Annotated in this window: 15 protein-coding genes; 6 read left to right on the top strand and 9 right to left on the bottom strand. The window is 62.2% G+C overall.

The features are described from left to right. Positions 1–11: 11 nt before the first annotated feature. Both fahA and hmgA read right to left on the bottom strand, forming a co-directional pair. Positions 12–1298: a fumarylacetoacetase gene (fahA, locus tag ACI512_RS09100; protein WP_405121742.1), complete on the bottom strand. Its 1287-nt coding sequence runs from the start codon at positions 1296–1298 to the stop codon at positions 12–14. A gap of 4 nt (positions 1299–1302) precedes the next feature. Beyond that, the gene (hmgA, locus tag ACI512_RS09095; protein ID WP_236380405.1) at positions 1303–2586 is read right to left on the bottom strand and encodes a homogentisate 1,2-dioxygenase; all 1284 of its coding nucleotides are present in this window, start codon (positions 2584–2586) and stop codon (positions 1303–1305) included. Between the two features lie 120 nt (positions 2587–2706). On the opposite strand from hmgA, the gene ACI512_RS09090 reads away from it, so the two are divergent. Beyond that, a complete protein-coding gene (locus ACI512_RS09090) occupies positions 2707–3486 on the top strand; it encodes an IclR family transcriptional regulator (protein WP_236380407.1) in 780 nt (259 codons plus the stop codon). Position 3487: 1 nt separating this feature from the next. On the opposite strand, the gene dacB is transcribed toward ACI512_RS09090, so the two are convergent. The 7 genes from dacB to ACI512_RS09055 form a co-directional block, all read right to left on the bottom strand. Next, complete coding sequence (gene dacB, locus ACI512_RS09085; protein WP_236380409.1) at positions 3488–4945, bottom strand: D-alanyl-D-alanine carboxypeptidase/D-alanyl-D-alanine-endopeptidase; 1458 nt, start codon at positions 4943–4945, stop codon at positions 3488–3490. A 95-nt stretch (positions 4946–5040) separates the two neighbouring features. Beyond that, positions 5041–7461, bottom strand: coding sequence for a TonB-dependent receptor (locus tag ACI512_RS09080; RefSeq protein ID WP_236380411.1), 2421 nt, complete (start codon positions 7459–7461; stop codon positions 5041–5043). 109 nt (positions 7462–7570) lie between these two features. After that, positions 7571–8506 (bottom strand): glutathione S-transferase family protein, encoded by a 936-nt coding sequence (locus ACI512_RS09075; RefSeq protein WP_236380413.1) that lies wholly within the window; start codon positions 8504–8506, stop codon positions 7571–7573. Between the two features lie 75 nt (positions 8507–8581). Continuing rightward, entirely contained in the window at positions 8582–8857 is a 276-nt protein-coding gene (locus ACI512_RS09070; protein ID WP_012722363.1) for a GIY-YIG nuclease family protein, read from the bottom strand. Positions 8858–8894: 37 nt separating this feature from the next. Next, entirely contained in the window at positions 8895–9365 is a 471-nt protein-coding gene (locus ACI512_RS09065; RefSeq protein WP_012722362.1) for a nuclear transport factor 2 family protein, read from the bottom strand. A 91-nt stretch (positions 9366–9456) separates the two neighbouring features. After that, entirely contained in the window at positions 9457–10092 is a 636-nt protein-coding gene (locus ACI512_RS09060; RefSeq protein WP_012722361.1) for a response regulator transcription factor, read from the bottom strand. A gap of 183 nt (positions 10093–10275) precedes the next feature. Continuing rightward, positions 10276–11019, bottom strand: coding sequence for a response regulator (locus ACI512_RS09055; protein ID WP_236380414.1), 744 nt, complete (start codon positions 11017–11019; stop codon positions 10276–10278). A 476-nt stretch (positions 11020–11495) separates the two neighbouring features. Between ACI512_RS09055 and ACI512_RS09050 the strand changes: the two genes are divergently transcribed. From ACI512_RS09050 to ACI512_RS09030, 5 genes are read left to right on the top strand one after another with little or no spacing between them, the layout of a single operon-like run. Beyond that, positions 11496–12122, top strand: a complete 627-nt coding sequence (locus tag ACI512_RS09050; RefSeq protein ID WP_236380416.1) for a DUF1120 domain-containing protein — start codon at positions 11496–11498, stop codon at positions 12120–12122. Between the two features lie 33 nt (positions 12123–12155). Then, positions 12156–12779 carry a DUF1120 domain-containing protein gene (locus tag ACI512_RS09045; protein WP_064054823.1) on the top strand — a complete coding sequence of 208 codons (624 nt, stop codon included), beginning with the start codon at positions 12156–12158 and terminating at the stop codon, positions 12777–12779. Positions 12780–12817: 38 nt separating this feature from the next. Then, entirely contained in the window at positions 12818–13438 is a 621-nt protein-coding gene (locus ACI512_RS09040) for a DUF1120 domain-containing protein (RefSeq protein ID WP_093542112.1), read from the top strand. Positions 13439–13493: 55 nt separating this feature from the next. Continuing rightward, the gene (locus ACI512_RS09035) at positions 13494–14114 is read left to right on the top strand and encodes a DUF1120 domain-containing protein (RefSeq protein ID WP_236380418.1); all 621 of its coding nucleotides are present in this window, start codon (positions 13494–13496) and stop codon (positions 14112–14114) included. Positions 14115–14158: 44 nt separating this feature from the next. Further along, complete coding sequence (locus ACI512_RS09030; RefSeq protein ID WP_012722355.1) at positions 14159–14785, top strand: DUF1120 domain-containing protein; 627 nt, start codon at positions 14159–14161, stop codon at positions 14783–14785. Positions 14786–14801 lie beyond the last annotated feature (16 nt).

Below are 14801 nucleotides of genomic sequence, written 5' to 3'. Positions count from 1 at the left end.
CCCGTCTCCTCCTAGCGCGCCGCGACCACAGTGCCGCGGCATTCGCCGAAGCCGATGGAGGCAAAACCTTCACGACTGCAGCGAGCGCGCAGGATGACTTCATCGCCGTCTTCGAGGAACTTGCGCACCTCGCCGGAGGGCAATTCGACGGCCTTTTTGCCGCCTTCGGTCATTTCCAACAGGCTGCCGAACTGACCGGCTTGCGGCCCCGACAAAGTCCCCGTACCAAACAGGTCACCGGCCTGCAGTTGGCAACCGTTGACGCTGTGGTGCGCGACCAATTGCGCGGCGGTCCAGTACATATGCAGGCTGTTGCTCAAGGCCAGGCGATAGGCCGGCAGGTTTTGCTCACGCATGGCGGCCGTGGTCAGCAAGACTTCCAATTCGATATCCAGGGCACCCGCTGCCTGGTCGCGTTGATCCAGCAGGTACGACAGCGGCTGCGGGTCACCTTCGGGCCGCGCCGGTTGCGCGGTGCGGAACGGTTCAAGTGCCTCGGCCGTCACCACCCACGGTGAAATGGTGGTGATAAAGCTTTTCGACAGAAACGGCCCCAGCGGCTGGTACTCCCAGGCCTGGATATCCCGTGCCGACCAGTCATTGAGCAGGCAGAAACCGGCGATATGTTCAGCCGCGTCACCAATGGCAATCGAATCGCCCATCTCATTGCCCTGGCCGATCCAGACGCCCAGTTCCAACTCGTAGTCCAGGCGTGCACACGGACCGAAGGTCGGTTCGGCCTGGCCGGCGGGCAAGGTCTGGCCCTTGGGGCGGCGCACATCGGTGCCCGAGGGACGGATGGTCGACGCGCGGCCGTGGTAGCCAATCGGCACGTACTTGTAGTTGGGCAGCAGAGGGTTGTCGGGGCGGAACAGTTTGCCGACGTTCTGCGCGTGCTCGATACCGACGTAGAAGTCGGTGTAGTCATTGATCCGCGCCGGTACGTGCATCTGGCAATCGGCAGCACGGTGCAACACGTGCGCTTCACGCGCCTGCAGTGTGCTGCCTTCGGCCAACAACGTCAGCAAGCGCTCGCGCAAGGCCACGCGCGGGCCACGGCCCAGTTCGAAGAAGGCGTTCAGTTGGCCACCGGCGGTCGCCTCGACGGCGCGACGGGCGTCACCGTCGAACGCATCGATCGCGGCGTGCAGGTCCAGGATCGAGTCGCCAATCGCCACGCCAGCGCGCGGTGCGGAGCCGTTGACGCTGAACACGCCCAACGGCAGGTTCTGCAGCGGAAAATCGGTGTGACCATTCGCGGAGGCCACCCAGCTGCGGGTGAGTGTTGGCTGCGTCATGGGTTTATCTCCGGTTCGGGTTGAAGGTGGCGGGCAACGAGGCCCAGCACGCGTCATAAGAAGGTTGCAGTTGCGGGCAGTCCAAGGCGAACTGGGTCGGGCGCAGCACTTGGCTGGTCTCGAACATAAAGGCCATGGTGTTATCGATCTTGTGCGGCGCCAGCGCCACGTTGATGGCCTTGGTGCAGGTTTCGCCGTCCGGGCCGTGGGCGCTCATGCAGCTGTGCAGCGACGCGCCGCCGGGCACGAAGCCTTCGGCCTTGGCGTCGTAGGCACCTTGGATCAGGCCCATGTATTCGTTCATCAGGTTGCGGTGGAACCACGGGGGACGGAAGGTGTTCTCGGCCACCATCCAGCGCGGAGGGAAGATCACGAAGTCGAGGTTGGCCAGGCCGTGGGTGCTGGTGGGCGAGGTCAATACCGTGAAGATCGACGGGTCCGGGTGGTCGAAGCTCACGGTGCCTATCGTGTTGAAGCGGCGCAGGTCGTATTTGTACGGCACGTTGTTACCGTGCCAGGCGACCACATTGAGCGGGCAATGGTCCAGCTCGCAGGCCCAGAGTTCGCCGAGGAACTTCTGTACCAGCGTTGTCGGTTGTTTCAGGTCTTCGTAGTGGGCGACCGGGGTCAGGAAGTCGCGCGGGTTGGCCAGGCCGTTGCTGCCGATGGGCCCCAGGTCCGGCAGGCGCAGCGGGGCACCGTGGTTCTCGGCGACGTAGCCGCGCGCTTGCGCATCCAGCAGTTCGACGCGGAATTTGAGGCCGCGCGGCAGCACGACGATTTCCAACGGCTCGACTTCCAGCACGCCCAATTCAGTCGCGATACGCAGACGGCCCTGTTCGGGAACGATCAACCATTCGCCATCGGCATTGAAGAACACCCGCTCCATCGAACGATTCGCGCGGTAGTTGTAGATGCTGATGCCCGAGGGTTTTTCCGACCCGGAATTAGCGACCATCCCTACAAGCCCATCGACAAAGTCAGTCGGCTCACTTGGAATATCCAACGGGTTCCAGCGCAAGCGATTCGGCGTCACCGCCCCCAACGGCCCACCGACCAACTGCCGTTCAAGCTTGATAAACGCTGGGTGATTGGCCGACGGCTGAATGCGGTACAGCCAGGTGCGCCGGGCTTCGCTGCGCGCCATGGTGAACGCCGTGCCGGAGAACAGTTCGGTGTACAGCCCATAGGGCGCTTTTTGTGGGGAGTTCTGGCCGACCGGCAGTGCGCCGACCAGGGCTTCGCTGGCGAACTCATTGCCGAAGCCCGACAGGTATTCGAGGTTCATGGATCATCCTCTGTACGGAAGTTGTTTTTATCGTAATCCAGTTACGCATAACGTAATTTGATCACTAACGACCGTCAAGCTATAAAGACGCCCATTCATCTCTCGGATTCTCGCCCTTCCATGGAAAAGCCCCGCGACACCGGTAAACAGAAAGTCCGCTCGGCCGAAGTGGGCACCGACATCCTCAAGGCCCTGGCCGAACTGTCACCGGCGACCTCGCTTTCACGCCTGGCCGAGCACGTGCAAATGCCGGCCAGCAAGGTGCACCGCTACCTGCAGGCGCTGATCGCCTCAGGTTTCGCCGAACAGAACACCGCCACCAATCACTATGGCCTGGGCCGCGAAGCCTTGCGTGTGGGCCTGGCGGCGCTGGGCAGCATGGACGTGCTCAAGGTCGGCGCGATGCCCCTGGCGGAGTTGCGCGATGAATTGAATGAAACCTGCTTCCTGGCGGTGTGGGGTAACCAGGGCGCGACCGTGGTGCAGATCGAACCAGCGGTGCGTGCGGTGACGGTGGTCACGCAGCTGGGTTCGGTGTTGCCGCTGCTCAGTTCGTCCACCGGGCTGGTGTTCAGTGCGTTCCTGCCGTCGCGGGAAACCGTAGAGCTGCGGGAACGCGAGATCCAGGCCGGCATCGCCCATGCCCTGGCGGACGACCAGGCTTACGAGACCGCCTGCGAACAGATCCGCCGCCGTGGCCTGCACTTTGTGCATGGTCTGCTGATGCCCGGCGTCGATGCGTTGTCGGCGCCGGTGTTCAACGCTGTCGGCCAAGTGGCGGCGGTGATGACCGTGGTCGGCCCCACCTCGTTGTTCCACGCCGATGAAGACGGCCCGGCGGCGCAGCACTTGCTGGCGGCGACCCAGGCCGTGAGTTGGCGGATGGGGTATCAGCCCTGAGCTAGTCGTGCCATTGGCTCAGGGCCAGTGCCACGCGGTTTTCCAGCGCACGGATGGGCGTGGCGTCACTCACGTAGTTATTGCTGATCATTGAAAACACCAGGCGTCGGCCATCGGCGTCGGTGATGTAGCCGCTCAACGAGGAAACCCCGGCCATGGAGCCGGTCTTGGCGTGCAGGTTGTTTTGCGCCGCCGTGCCGCGCAGGCGGTAGCGCAGGCTGCCGCCGGTCATGCGGTCGGGGTCACCGGCGATCGGCAAGGCGTTGTACCAGGCTTCGAACCAGGGCTGCTTGGCTGCGGCCAGCAGCAGGTCGGTCAGGTTCTGCGACGACACCCAGTTACGCCGCGACAGACCTGAACCGTCCACCTGGCTCAGCGTCATCGGGTCCAAACCCTGGCGCCGCATGAAATCCGCGACTGCCGCGACACCGGCCTGCGCCGTACCCGCGTTGGCTGCCTTGCGCCCCATGGCCTTGAGCAACGCTTCCGACATGTTGTTGTTCGACAGTTTGAGCAGCGGCGTGATCAATTCCTGCAGCGGTGCCGATTGATGCTCGGCCAGCACCCTGGCCGTCGCTGGGCTTGTACCACCGATCACGCGTCGGCCCAGTACCTGGATGCCCTGCTGCGCCAATGCCTGCTCAAACAGATTGGCCACCAGTTGCGTCGGCTCCCACACGCTCACCCACTGCCGGCTTTGTTTGCCTGGCGCCAGCGCACCCGTGAGTTGCAGCAGGTTGGTGCCGTGCTGGCGGGTGATGCCGTAGGTGTTACCGGGACCGCTGACCGCGCGGTTGCTCAATTGCACATAATCGGTGGACGGGCTCACCACCACGCTCACCGGCTGGCCAACCGCGACGGGCGCCTTCGCCGTGACGAGCAACGTGCCCGCATCAAAATCCGCATTGGGCGACACGGTCAGCGCCGAAATCTGCGCGCCGTAGTAGGTGCTTTCATCGTCCTGGGCCCAGTCCACGCCCAGCCGTTCGGCGTCGAACCAGCTGTCGTCGAAGACAAGATCGCCTTGGACCTGGCGCACACCTTGCCCCGCCAGTTGTGCCGCCAATGCCTGGTAGTCGGCGAATTGCGTGGTCGGGTCGCCCAAGCCGCGCAAATAGAGGTTGCCGCTGAGGCGCTCGCCCTGCTGGGTGCCGTTACTCAGCAGTTGAGTGGAAAACCGGTATTGCGGCCCCAGCACATCCATCGCCGCCGCAGTGGTGAGCAATTTGAGGTTGGACGCAGGAATGACCCGTGTTCGCGGGTTGTGTTGGTAGAGCGTGCTGCCGCTGCGGGCGTCACGCACCATCAGGGAGACGGTGGCGCCGTTGAGCGCCGGGTCGGCCATCAGGTGATCGAGGGTGGCTGGGGTGGAGGTCTGGGAAACACTCGCGCAGCCCCCCAGCAAAAGGCTCAAGCCAACCAGCATGCCGCGGGTGTGTAAGCATTTTCCAAAGTACATCAGTAGCGTTGTCCGCAAAGCTGTCAGTGGCGGCAACGCTACCAGCTCCCTCCCCTTGTGGCGAGCGGGCTTGCCACAAGGCGTCATGTCCTACTTTAGAATTCCAGGGTGCTCGACACCGATACCTGCCGCGCATCGCCCATGGACACAAACAGCCGGCTGGCTGCCGAGGTGTAGTAGACGCGATCAAACATGTTCTTCACGTTGAGTTGGAACTTGACCTTCTGCCCATCAATTTTAGTGTCGTAGGTAGCAAATGCGTCCGCCACGGTATAACCCGGCAAGTTGAAGTCGTTGGCCGCATCGCCGGCGCGCTCGCCGACATACCGTGCGCCGGTCCCCACGCGCAGCTGGTCGCCACCAAAGATGTTGCCAAAGTCGTAGGCCACCGACAGCGAGCCGGTGTGCTTGGCCACGTTCTGCAGGCGGTTGCCTTCCAGCGTCGGGTCGTTGTCCTTGATGTCTTCGGCGTCGGTGTAGGCATAACTGCCGATCACGCTCCACTTGTCGGTCAATTGGCCGGTGGCGTCCAGTTCAAGGCCGCGTGAGCGCACCTGGCCGGCAATGCTGTAGATCGTATTCGCGCCGGAACCGACCGACACCAGCACATTACGCTTATCGATGGTGAACAGCGCCGCGCTGGCGGTGATGCGCCCAGGGATGTCGAGCTTGGCTCCCAGTTCCCAGGACTTGGACTCCTCAGGCGTGAGGTCGCCGGTCAAGGTGCTGCCATCGTTCAAGGCGGCGATGGTGGAGTTGGGTTTGAACGACTCGGTGTAGCTGCCATAGAACGACAATTCATCGGTGTAGCGATACACCAGGCCCGCACGCGGCACCCAGGCCTGGCCGTTGCCGTTGGTGTTGGCCTTGAACGGTACGCCCTTGCCTGCGTATTGGTCGTACATCTGATAGCGCGCACCGGCGACAAAAATCCACTGGTCGTTGAGGTGGATGGCATCCTGGAAGAACAGCGAGTCGCTGCGCAGCAGGTCGGTCTGGGCGCTGTCGACGGCGCTGACGGTAGTGCCCGCCACTTCATTGCCGTACACCGGGTTGTTGTAGTTGAAGGTGCCCCGCGAGCCCTGGCGAATCAGGTCGGCGCGGTAGATCTTGCGGTATTCGTCATCCAGGCCGAACACCAGGTCATGCTGCATGCCCAGCAGCTTGACCTTGCCTTCCAGGCTGGCCGTGGTGAACCGGTCGGTGGTGATCGCGCCCTGGGTGCCGTCCATTCTGCGGGTCAGGGTGCCGTTGTCATTCACCGCACTCACACGCACTTGGCTGGCGTCATAGGTTTCGCGGTTCCAGCTGTAGCCGAAATGGGCCTTCCAGTCATCGTTGAGGTCGTGATCGGCTTCAAAGCGGTACAGGTCGGACCGCCCTTCCATGTTGTTGAAGGGTTCATCCAGCCGACGGGTGGCCGGGATGTCCAACGGGTGGTTGGACTTGTCGATGGCGGTGCCACGGTCGAACGGCGTGAGAAACTCGCGGTGCTCGTAGGCGAACAACAGCTTGGTGGTGTCGCCATACCAGGCCAGCGACGGCGCGATCAGGCTCTCGCGGTGGGTGCCGAAGTTGCGCCAGTAATCCTCGTCTTCATGGTCGACGATCAGCCGATAGGCCAGGCCGCTGTCGCCAATCGGGCCGGTGGTGTCTAGGCTGCCGCCGCTACCGTTCTTGCCATCACCGAAGGTGGAGCCGCGCACGGTCAGGGCGGTGGATTGGACCAGCTCAGGCTTTTTGCTGACGATGTTCACCACGCCGCCCGGGTCCTGGATGCCGTACAGCAAGGATGCTGGCCCTTTAAGGACTTCGACCCGCTCCGCCGTAGCGTTCAACGCACGCCCCTGCACGATCGGCATGCCGTCGCGCATGATCGAACCGTTGCGGTTGTCGCCAAAGCCACGCAGCATCACCGCGTCCTGGGTGCTGGCCAGGGTGTTGGCCTGGGTGATGCCACTGATGTTGCCCAGGGCGTCATCCAGGTTGCGCGGGGTCTGATCGCGCAGCACTTGGGCGGGCACGACGTTGACGGTTTGCGGGGTTTCCAGCAGCAAGCCACTCGAGCGCATCACCGAACTGGTGGGCGGTGGCTGGTAGCTGGTGCTGTCCTGGGCCTGCTGGCCTACGCCGCTGATCGTGGTGGCGCCGAGGTTCACCGCGCCGTCGGTGGGCACCGGCTCAAGGGCCAGGGTACGGGCGTCGATCTGGCGGAAGGTAAAGCCGGTGTTGCTCAGCAACCGTTGCAGGGCCTGGTTTGCGCTCATCTGGCCGCTGACCGCCGGGGCGCTCAGGCCGTAGGGCGCTTCATCGGTGTAGATCACGCTGATCCCGGTGACCCGGCTAAAATCGCTCAGGGCCTGGGGCAGCGGCTTGGCTGCCAGGGCAAAGTTGAACTGGGCGCTTTGCTGCTCCTGCGCCTGCGCCACGCTCAGGGGCAGCAACGCCAGCCCCGAGACTGCCAATGCCGAGGCTCCCAGCCACTGTTTTATCCAACCGCCCGCCGTCGACTTCATGCTGTGAGAACCCGTGTAGAAAACGCTGTTAATGCGAATAGATCGCAGTTTCAAGCACTACACGGTTGAGCGGTGGATTTACCTCACCTTTATTTGCAAATATTTTTCGTTAGTGCGCCTGAATGCGAAAGCCCATGCGTGGGAAATGCACGTGCACGGTGCCCGCGCGCTCATCGCTACGACGCAGGATCAGCGTTTCACGCCCGACAAACAGCAGCTCACCGGCCACGGGGTCAGTGCCGTAGTCGGTGGCCGAAAGGGTCACCTGCTGGCCGGCCTTGAAGCCGTTCAAGTCCTCGAACACTTCATCGGGCAACGCCGCTGGGGTGGCGTTGCGCGCCACGTCCAAGGCGTGCTCGGCGCTCATCTCACTGGCGGTGCCATGGCCGAAACTCAGTACCCGGTCGAGCCAGGCGGCGACGGCGGGATACGCGTCCACAAGCGGCGCGGTCACCGAAGAGCCTTTGAGGAACCACAACGGATGGGCCAGGGCAAAGTCGGCAATCGACGGCTCGCCGAACAGGAAATCCCCCGATTGGTGCTGCAACTGCTGGTCGATTCGACCGACAATCGCCGGCCATTGATGCTTGGCCATCTCCAATTGCACCCGGGTCGCGGTGCCGCCACTGAACAGTTGGGTACGGTCGGCCACCAGCACCTGCAGCATGTGCGGCGGCACCTTGGCGAACTTGACCGCCAGGGATTCCGGCTGGAACACCAGCGCCACGGCATGGGAAAACACCACCGAATCGGCCCAGGCGGCGAAGCCCTGGGTCACCAATTCCAAACCCTGCGGAAACAGCGCCGGCCCGGACTTCTCCTGCTCCAGGCGCCGGGCGATCAACGCGGTGTCGCAGTAGATATCGGCACCGACCTGCAACACCGGTGTCTTGCGATAGCCACCGGTCAAGGCGGTCAGATCAGGCTTGGGCATCACCGGTGGAATAAACACCGAGCGCCAGGACAAGCCTTTGAAGCCCAGCAGCAGGCGGGCTTTTTCAGCGAAGGGGGACTGCGGGTAGTGGTGCAGGATCAACTCAGACATGCCAGGCTCCGCTCAATAGATGAGCCGCTAGCTTAGCCTGCAAAACCGCGCATGGGGGCGATGGGAGCCCATCAGTCAAATCAATGAGCCGCTGGCCGCCAGGCACTCCTTGGCGCTCTTTTTCAGCTTTTTGATCAAGCGTTCCTGGCGCAGCGCCTCGCCCTTGCTCGCGCATTGCTCGGTGTACACCAGCGCAACGGCAGGGCTGGATAAAAAGAACCGCGCGCCCTTGCCGCTCTGGTGCGAAGCAAAACGGCGTACCGGGTCGTTGCTGATGCCGCAATACAGCGAACCATTGGCGGCACGCACCAGGTAGACGAACCAGGGCTTGGGTTCAGGAATATCAGTCACGGGACAATGTCGGCAAACCAGAAGAGTGCCAATCTTATCAACGACTGGCCTGGAATGCCCTCAGCCCTTTGAGCGCCTGCGCGCGCACGGCGTTTTTCAGCGCAGGTGACCAGCCCAGCAACAGCCCCTTCACACCCAACGCCTGGCGCGACCAACGCCACAGGTCGAAGTGGTCGTGGTGTTCGCAGATCTTGCCGTCGCGAAACACAAACCGCGCGCCGATATCGTTGACCACCGTATTGCCGGTGGCGCTGAACAGGTAAGTCGCCACCCAGTGCGCGCTGCCGGTGGTCTCGTCGCTGCGCACGTGGTCGAACGTCAGGGAAAAGTCCTTGGCCCGCGTGGTGAGCATGCGCCACATATCACCGGCATCACGGCCACGCAGCTCGCCAAACGCCGGGTCGCTGAACACCACATCATCGGTGTAGCAGGCGGCCATGGCTTCGGCATCCAGGCGCTGAAAGGCTGTGTAAAACTCGCTGATCAAGGCGTTATGGGCATCACTCATGGGCAGGCTCCGCGTGAGGAAAAAGAGTAGGCGCACGATAAGCCGTCAACGCCGCCAAGGCTACTGACATTCGCCAGGTAAATAGCCCGCCTCAGGGCACCATGCCACTGCTGCGCGCATAGGCGAACAAATCGACATCGGTGGAAATGCACAGCCTGCTCATCGCGGTGCTTTTCTGCTTGCTGATGGTCGAGATACTGCGGTTGACCCGCGCCGCGATCTGGCTGACGGTCATGCCACTGGCGAGCATGCGCACCACCTCGCGCTCCTTGCCGGACAACTGCGGCATACCCTGCTGGTCACCGACGCCCGCCTCCTCAAGTTGCAATCGCAGGCATTCGCTGACAAAGGTGTGCCCCTCACACACGGCCTTGATCGCCAGCGGCAGTTCCCTGGCCGATGCACTCTTGGCAACGATGGCGCGCGCGCCATGGGAGAACGAGGACCTCAGCGTGGCAACGTTGGCAAACATGGTGACCAGAATCACCGGCAAATCGGGGTGTTGTCGATGCAGCAAGCCCAACAACCCGTAGCCATCCGCCTGTTGATTACCCGGCATGGCAAAATCCGTCACCAAGACGTCGCAGGGTGTGCGCTGGACCAGCGCCAGCAATTGATCGGGCCCATCGGCCTCCCCCACGACTTTGCACTTTCCGTTGGCCTCAATGACCACTTTTTGACCAATACGCACGATGGGATGATCGTCAGCAATAATTACGCGAAGCATGGGCACCACCAGGATCGCCAATTGAGTCCGGGCAAAATAGCGCTGATGGCTTTCAGCCACAACCGCCGAAATTGGCGGTTTCCGGGCCTCAGCCAGCAATCAGTGAAACCCGACTTTAGGCCCACAGAAAAAACAGACGCCACCTACAGAATAGAACTACAAAGATGAGGGAAACTTCCTTCACTAAGCCTGAGGCCATAGCTCGGCCAGGCGCAGCAGGTAACGCCGCAAGTCGGCGTATAAAAGCCCAAGTGAGCGCGAATTCGCCGCGACGCCCTCACACGTCACCGCAGTGATCAAGTGGGCGCCGCGGTCCTCCAATTGACCGGCCCCCAAAAAGGCAAGACCACCCACCAACCGATGCAAGTGCCGGCTCGTCGCCGTCGCATCCTGTTTAAGGAGGGCGTCGTCCAAGGCTGCCAGATCCGCCTGCGCCTCCTCCAACAAGCACCCCACCATGCGCTCTACCACTGCCGCACAGCCAAAGGTTTCTATCAGGGTCGCGCGGGCGGGCCAGGTGATGGGCACGTCTTGAGCAACCAGATCGGGTCGCTGGGTGTCCGCCTGGGGCACCCATAACGTCAGGATTTCGCGCAGTTGTATCAAGGTCAACGGCTTGACCAGCCAGGCATTGATGCCGGCCTCCAGGCAGCGATGTATCTGGGCAGCCTCAAGGGTCGAGGTCAGGGCAATGATCGGCACCGGCGCGGTGTGGGCCAGGCGCTCACGACGGCGTACCTCACGGGCCAGGGCATAGCCGTCCATGACCGGCATCTGGCAGTCGGTGAGGATCAGGTCGAAATGCCTGTCGGTCATCGCCGTCAAAGCGGCCTGCCCGTCGTTCACCACTTCCCTGGTAAACCCCAGCTTATGCAGCATCCCCCCCAACAGCATCCGATAGGCCGGATGATCTTCCACCACCAACACGCTCAATCCCTTAGGCCCAGAGGTCATTGGGCCGAGCGGCAGTGACGCAGACCCTGCGTTCCCACCGGGTGGGCTACCTGGCTGCATGATGACCTCGTTACGGAATGGACCGGCCAGGAATGAGCCATTACGCAGGTGCACTGTGCCGCCGCGACAACCCGAAAAAACAACTCAAATGGATTACATATTTAGTCAAATAATATTCTTTTGGATTATTTTTTAACCATGCAACAACTACGAAATATTCCCTCCTTACGCATAAATACGTCTTTATCTGACAGCCGGAGTCGCCACGAACCATTGTCGTATTTGTTGTATTCCCCGTAGTACAGGCACCCGATAAATTCCCCGGCGTCCTTCGAGGGACCCTCGCTCTCTTGGTGTTTGAGGCCTCTTGGACGGACACCCGCCTCCCAGTGAACGCGAACGTTATCGCCTGGGGAAATGCCCACGGCCTTGCACCGGAAATCATCAAAATGAGAAAGACCCTGACCGTAGTTGCCGCCACCTTAATGGCCTGGTCTCCTTGGCATACCTTTGCGGCAAGCAGCGTGGACCTCACCGTGACCGGGCTGATCACACCCAGCGCCTGCACGCCCGGCCTGTCCGGCGGTGGCGTGGTGGACCATGGAAAAATCTCGGCCAAGGACCTGAGTGCCACCGACCAGACCCTGCTCCCCGCCAGCACGCTGCAGATGGTTGTGAACTGTGACGCGCAAACCCTGTTTGCCTTGAAGGGCATCGAGAACAGCGTCGGCAGCACGAATCCGAACGGCTTTGGCCTGGGCCTGATCAACGGCAATCAGCCGCTGGGCCATTACACCCTGGAGTTGCTGAACGCTTCGGCCGACACCGCCGCCGCCACCACGCTCAAGTCCGTCGACGACGGTGAAACCTGGGACGCCATGGGCGGCGATGTCTGGTCGACCCTGAACCTGGCCAGCTTTGGCAATCAGTCCGGCGGCAACTGGGCGCCGATCCCGATCAAAGACCTGACCGCCGACCTCAAGGTCTCGACGCTTATCGCGCCCGCCTCAGGACTGGACCTGACCAACGAAGTGCCGATCGATGGCAGCGCCACCCTTGAAGTGAAATACCTCTAAGCCCTTTTTCCTCAACCCGAGGCATCACCGAATATGGATGTTCGTACTTCGACCCTGGTGGTCACCTTGCTGATTGGCGTGACGTCGCAAACCGAGGCCGCCAGCAGCACCGACTTGGCCGTGACCGGCCTGATTATTCCGAGCGCTTGCAGCCCCAGCCTGTCCGGCGGCGGCGTGATCGACCACGGCAAAGTGGCCGCCCGCGACCTCAACCCAGACACCCACACGTCCCTGCAGCGTCAGGTGATGCGCCTGAATGTGCGCTGTGACGGGCCGACACTTTTTAGCCTGAGCACCCTGGATAACCGCGAAGGCACCTCGGCCATTCAGGACCGGTTTCATGGCCTGGGGATGACGGCCAACGACGAAAAACTCGGCAGCGCCTCCCTGAGGCTTTCTACAGCGGTGGCCGACACCGAAGCCGTGCGCACCATCGTGTCTACCGATGGCGGCGCCACCTGGGTCGAAGGCACCTATTTGGGTCACACCGCGATGACCGCCGTGGCCTCGGCCACCGGCAGCCTCACCCCGATCGCCGTGCAGGAGTTGGATGCCGACGTGCGCCTCAACACCATGATCGCGCGCTCAGACAGCCTGACCCTGGTCGACGAAGTCCCACTGGACGGTCACGTGACTGTTCAATTGCGTTACCTGTAATCCCTGATCCGTTCTCCCTACCCTGGACCCTGCTCACCATGAAACCACTATCGCGCCTGCTCAGCTCTTGCCTGATGATCGGCTTCGCCGCACCGGCACTCGCCGCCTCCACCACCGACCTGACGGTCAAGGGGCTGATCGTGCCGTCGGCCTGCACCCCCTCCTTGTCGAGCGCAGGCCTTGTCGACCACGGCAAGATTTCGGTGGGCGACCTCAAACCCACCGCCATCACTTACCTGCCGCCCGTCTCCGTGCAGCTGTCAGTGGATTGCGAAGCAAAAACCCTGCTTGCGCTGATGCCTACCGACAATCGCAAGGCGTCCGGAATCGGTCCCTACAACTATGGCATCGGCCTGGTCGACGGTAAAAAGCTGGGCGCCTATTCGCTGGTCTACGACAACGTCCTCGCCGATGGTGAGACGCCCAGAATGCTGATGTCCTGGGACAGCGGCACAACCTGGCAAAGCGCCGACGACAGCGATATGTGGGACTTCTTCCTGTCGGTCGGCGACGTGGCTGGCCCACGCATTCCGGTCCCGGTCCAAAACCTGAGCATGGACCTGTCGATCCGCACCTATATCCACCCCACCCAGAACCTGCCCGTGGCTCAAGAGATGATCATCGACGGCAGCGCCACCATCGCCGTGCACTACCTCTGAGCCCGAGCCCGCAAGCGTTTCACCCTACCCCCTGTATCCCTGGAGACCCACTGAAATGAACCTGTCCCCCCGCGTCCTCGCTACTGTTCTGCTGGCTATCGCCAGCCCATGGGCGGCTGCCGCGTCTACCGTCGACTTGACCGTCAAGGGGCTGATCGTGCCCTCGGCCTGCACGCCCACATTGTCCAACGCCGGCACCATCGACCACGGCAAGATCTCGTTCAAAGACCTCAACCCGACCACCCCGACCAACCTGAAAGCACAAACCATCGACCTGGCCGTGGCATGCGACGCCCAAACCCTGATGGCTCTGCAAACCACTGACAACCGTGCCGACTCAGGCATCCACGGCGGCTACGGCATTGGCCTGGTCAACGGCAACCAGAAACTGGGTTACTTCAACCTGACCATCGCCAAGGCCGTAGCCGATACCGTCCCCGCTGACTTCGTCTACTCCCTGGATGGCGACCGTTGGTTCTGGCAAGACATCAACGATGCATGGGTTGCCAATTACATGATCGCTCCCAGCCTGACCACCTTTGCCGCCCCCATTCCGGTGCAAAACCTGTCCGCGATGCTGACCGTCTACACCATCATCAATCGCAGTGACGCCCTGCCCGGCGGCACGGAAATCCCGATCGACGGCTCCGCAACACTGACCGTGCGCTACCTGTAACCCCTCGACCGCCCAGCCCGAATCACGCCAGGTAACTGATCGTCATGAATATGCTTCTCCGCTCCCTGGTACTCGCGTTTTTGCTCGTGGGTGTGCCGTTGACCTTTGCCGCCTCGGGCGTCGATCTGCAGGTTGAAGGCCTGATTACCCCCAACGCTTGCCTGGTGTCACTGTCGGACGATGGCATGGTGGACCACGGCAAGATTCCGGCACGCCGACTCAACCTCGATGAGTTCACCGTGTTGCCGAGTTTCCCCATGGCGCTGGGCGTGAGTTGCAACGCAGCGGTGCTGTTCGCCCTCGTGGGCGTCGACAATCAAGCCGACTCGTCCCTGGCACCTGATTTTTTCTACGGGCTGGGCATGAACCACCAGGCACCCACCGAGCGGCTGGGCTCGGTGGCCCTGTCGCTGCGCGGCCCTGTAGCCGACGCACAACCGATGCAAACCTTGACCTCATCCGACCAAGGCGCCACCTGGCACGTGGAGCCCAACGCCTACCCGAACAGATTCATGGCTTTCGCCGTACCGGGCAGCCTGATACCCGTGCCCCTCAGGAACCTGGTGGTCAATCTGCGAGTGGACACCTCGATCAGTCCGGCCAACAACCTGACCTTGAAGGAAGAAGTGCCCCTGGACGGCTTGATCACCCTGGAGTTGCGCTACCTGTAATCCGTGCTACTGACCA

The organism is Pseudomonas petroselini (assembly GCF_045037875.1).
Taxonomy (GTDB): Bacteria; Pseudomonadota; Gammaproteobacteria; order Pseudomonadales; family Pseudomonadaceae; genus Aquipseudomonas; species Aquipseudomonas petroselini.
The sequence above is the reverse complement of the archived record's forward strand: the minus strand, read 5'-3'. Positions and strand labels throughout refer to the sequence as shown.

Bases quoted from the DNA above. Each gene is read 5' to 3' on its own strand.
- fahA (WP_405121742.1), bottom strand. From the start codon at position 1,298: ATGACGCAGCCAACACTCACCCGCAGCTGGGTGGCCTCCGCGAATGGT.
- hmgA (WP_236380405.1), bottom strand. From the start codon at position 2,586: ATGAACCTCGAATACCTGTCGGGCTTCGGCAATGAGTTCGCCAGCGAA.
- ACI512_RS09090 (WP_236380407.1), top strand. From the start codon at position 2,707: ATGGAAAAGCCCCGCGACACCGGTAAACAGAAAGTCCGCTCGGCCGAA.
- dacB (WP_236380409.1), bottom strand. From the start codon at position 4,945: ATGTACTTTGGAAAATGCTTACACACCCGCGGCATGCTGGTTGGCTTG.
- ACI512_RS09080 (WP_236380411.1), bottom strand. From the start codon at position 7,461: ATGAAGTCGACGGCGGGCGGTTGGATAAAACAGTGGCTGGGAGCCTCG.
- ACI512_RS09075 (WP_236380413.1), bottom strand. From the start codon at position 8,506: ATGTCTGAGTTGATCCTGCACCACTACCCGCAGTCCCCCTTCGCTGAA.
- ACI512_RS09065 (WP_012722362.1), bottom strand. From the start codon at position 9,365: ATGAGTGATGCCCATAACGCCTTGATCAGCGAGTTTTACACAGCCTTT.
- ACI512_RS09060 (WP_012722361.1), bottom strand. From the start codon at position 10,092: ATGCTTCGCGTAATTATTGCTGACGATCATCCCATCGTGCGTATTGGT.
- ACI512_RS09050 (WP_236380416.1), top strand. From the start codon at position 11,496: ATGAGAAAGACCCTGACCGTAGTTGCCGCCACCTTAATGGCCTGGTCT.
- ACI512_RS09045 (WP_064054823.1), top strand. From the start codon at position 12,156: ATGGATGTTCGTACTTCGACCCTGGTGGTCACCTTGCTGATTGGCGTG.
- ACI512_RS09040 (WP_093542112.1), top strand. From the start codon at position 12,818: ATGAAACCACTATCGCGCCTGCTCAGCTCTTGCCTGATGATCGGCTTC.
- ACI512_RS09035 (WP_236380418.1), top strand. From the start codon at position 13,494: ATGAACCTGTCCCCCCGCGTCCTCGCTACTGTTCTGCTGGCTATCGCC.
- ACI512_RS09030 (WP_012722355.1), top strand. From the start codon at position 14,159: ATGAATATGCTTCTCCGCTCCCTGGTACTCGCGTTTTTGCTCGTGGGT.